Source organism: Streptomyces sp. NPDC059900, assembly GCF_050270335.1.
In the GTDB taxonomy this organism is placed as follows: Bacteria; Actinomycetota; Actinomycetes; order Streptomycetales; family Streptomycetaceae; genus Streptomyces.
Window position 1 is genome coordinate 4,080 of record NZ_JBNNJZ010000432.1, and the last position, 2,890, is coordinate 6,969.

The window sequence follows — 2,890 nt, forward strand, 5'->3', positions numbered from 1 at the left end:
ACGGACGCACGAGCGGGTCAGGGAACTCCTCGACCGCTCCCACCGCCTGGGCGCGGACCCGCGCAACACGAACTACGCGGGCGGCAACGCATCAGCGAAGGGCACCGCCCCCGACCCGGTCACCGGCGCGGACACCGACCTGATGTGGGTCAAGGGTTCGGGCGGCGACCTGGGCACCCTCACCGAGGAGGGCCTCGCGGTCCTGCGCCTCGACCGCCTCCACGCACTCAAGGAGGTGTACGCGGGCCCGGACCGCGAGGACGAAATGGTCGGCGCCTTCGACTTCTGCCTGCACGGCAAGGGCGGCGCGGCCCCCTCCATCGACACCGCGATGCACGCCCTGGTGGACGCACCGCACGTGGACCATCTGCACCCGGACTCGGGCATCGCCCTGGCCTGCGCCGCGGACGGCGAGAAACTGACGGCCGAGTGCTTCGGCTCCACAGTGGTCTGGGTGCCCTGGCGCCGTCCCGGCTTCCAGCTGGGCCTGGACATCGCCGCGGTGAAGGAAGCGAACCCGGACGCCATCGGCTGCATCCTGGGCGGTCACGGCATCACGGCCTGGGGCGCCACGGCCCGGGAGTGCGAGCGCAACTCACTGCACATCATCCGCACGGCGGAGGCATTCCTCGCCGAGCGCGGCAGGCCCGCCCCGTTCGGCCCGGCCCTGAACGCATACGCTCCGCTCGCCACCGCGGAACGCCGCCGGCGGGCGGCCGAACTGGCCCCGCACATCCGCTCGCTGGCCTCGCAGGACCGCCCCCAGATCGGCCACTTCACCGACACGGACACCGTCCTGGACTTCCTGGCCGCCGCCGAACACCCGCGCCTCGCGGCCCTGGGCACCTCCTGCCCCGACCACTTCCTCCGCACGAAGATCAGGCCCCTGGTCCTGGACCTGCCGCCCACCGCGCCGCTCGATGAGACCGTCACCCGCCTCAAGGAGCTGCACACCGCCTACCGAAAGGAGTACGCGGCCTACTACACCCGGCACGCCGGCCCGGACTCACCGGCGATGCGCGGCGCGGACCCGGCGATCGTCCTCGTCCCCGGCGTGGGAATGTTCTCCTTCGGCAAGGACAAGCAGACGGCGCGCGTGGCGGGCGAGTTCTACGTGAACGCCATCAACGTCATGCGCGGCGCCGAAGCCGTCTCCGCGTACGCCCCCATCGACGAGTCGGAGAAGTTCCGCATCGAGTACTGGCCGCTGGAGGAGGCCAAGCTCCGGCGCCTGCCCGAGCCCAAGCCCCTGGCCACCCGCGTCGCCCTGGTGACGGGCGCCGGCAGCGGCATCGGCAAGGCGATCGCGCACCGCCTGGTCGCGGAGGGCGCCTGCGTCGCGGTGGCGGACCTGAACGCGGAGAACGCCGCGGCCGTGGCGCAGGAGCTCGGCGGCCCGGACAAGGCCGTCGCCATCCCCGTGGACGTCACCTCCGAGGAGCAGATCACCGGCGCCTTCGCCGCCGCGGTCCTCGCCTTCGGCGGAGTCGATCTAGTGGTGAACAACGCCGGCATCTCCATCTCCAAGCCGCTGCTCGACACCACGGCCCGCGACTGGGACCTGCAGCACGACATCATGGCCCGCGGCTCCTTCCTCGTCTCGCGCGAGGCGGCCCGCATCATGCGGGACCAGGCCCTGGGCGGCGACATCATCTACATCACGTCCAAGAACGCGGTGTTCGCGGGCCCCAACAACATCGCGTACTCCGCCACCAAGGCGGACCAGGCCCACCAGGTCCGCCTCCTGGCCGCCGAGCTCGGCGAGTTCGGCATCCGCGTGAACGGCGTCAACCCGGACGGCGTGGTCCGCGGCTCGGGGATCTTCGCGGGCGGCTGGGGCGCCCAGCGCGCGGCGACGTACGGGATCGAGGAGGAGAACCTGGGCGCGTTCTACGCCCAGCGGACCCTCCTCAAGCGCGAGGTGCTCCCCGAGCACGTGGCCAACGCGGTCTTCGCCCTGACGGCGGGCGACCTGACCCACACGACGGGCCTGCACATACCCGTCGACGCGGGCGTCGCGGCGGCCTTCCTCAGGTAACCGCAGCCCCCTCCGGCCGGCGACAGCACTCCCGGCCGGAGGGACGTGCCGGTATGTCCGCCCGGAGCGCGGCACGCGGCGCTTGGGTGCCGCAGCGGCCGGGCGGGCAGACCGCGACGGCGAGTGCGTACCGGCGCGATCCGCGCCCCGGCCACGAAGCGACCCGACCACCGAGCACCCGCACCCGCACCCGCACCCACACCCACTCTCGCCCTTCGACCCCTGCGAGCTCCGATGCCCAACCTCAACCCCAGCACCCGCACGAGTACGAGCGCCAGCACCAGTTCCAACTCCCGCTCGCAGCACCGCTTCGCCGCCATCGACCTGGGCGCCTCCAGCGGACGCGTGATGGTGGGCACCGCAGGCCCCGACACCCTCGACCTCCAGGAAGCCCACCGCTTCCCCAACCGCCCGGTCCGCACGGCAGGCACCCTGCACTGGGACATCCTTTCCCTCTACGCCGGGATCCTCGACGGCCTGCGCGCCGCGGGCTCCGCCCCCCTCACCTCCGTCGGCATCGACGGCTGGGCGGTCGACTACGGCCTCCTGGACGCCGACGGCAATCTCCTGGGCAACCCGGTGCACTACCGCGACCCCCGCACCGAGGGCATCGCGGCCAAGGCGTGGACGACGCTCCCGGCCACCGAGCTCTACGCCACCACGGGAGTCCAGTACGCCCCCTTCAACACCCTGTACCAACTCCTGGCCGCCCATGAGACGGCTCAACTCAGCGCCGCCAAGCACCTCTTGCTGATCCCCGACCTGCTGACGTACTGGCTCACGGGCGAACTGGGCACGGAGCTGACCAACGCCTCCACCACCCAGCTCATGGACCCCGGCACAGGAGACTGG

General features: G+C 72.2%; 2 protein-coding genes. Both read left to right on the plus strand.

Features of this window, described 5'->3' with window-relative positions:
* The first annotated feature begins 46 nt into the window (after nt 1-46).
* Complete coding sequence (locus ACQKIP_RS35145) at nt 47-2,038, plus strand: bifunctional aldolase/short-chain dehydrogenase (protein WP_427745066.1); 1,992 nt, start codon at nt 47-49, stop codon at nt 2,036-2,038.
* Between the two features lie 234 nt (nt 2,039-2,272).
* The coding region (locus ACQKIP_RS35150; RefSeq protein ID WP_427745065.1) for an FGGY family carbohydrate kinase at nt 2,273-2,890 on the plus strand (618 nt) is incomplete at its 3' end.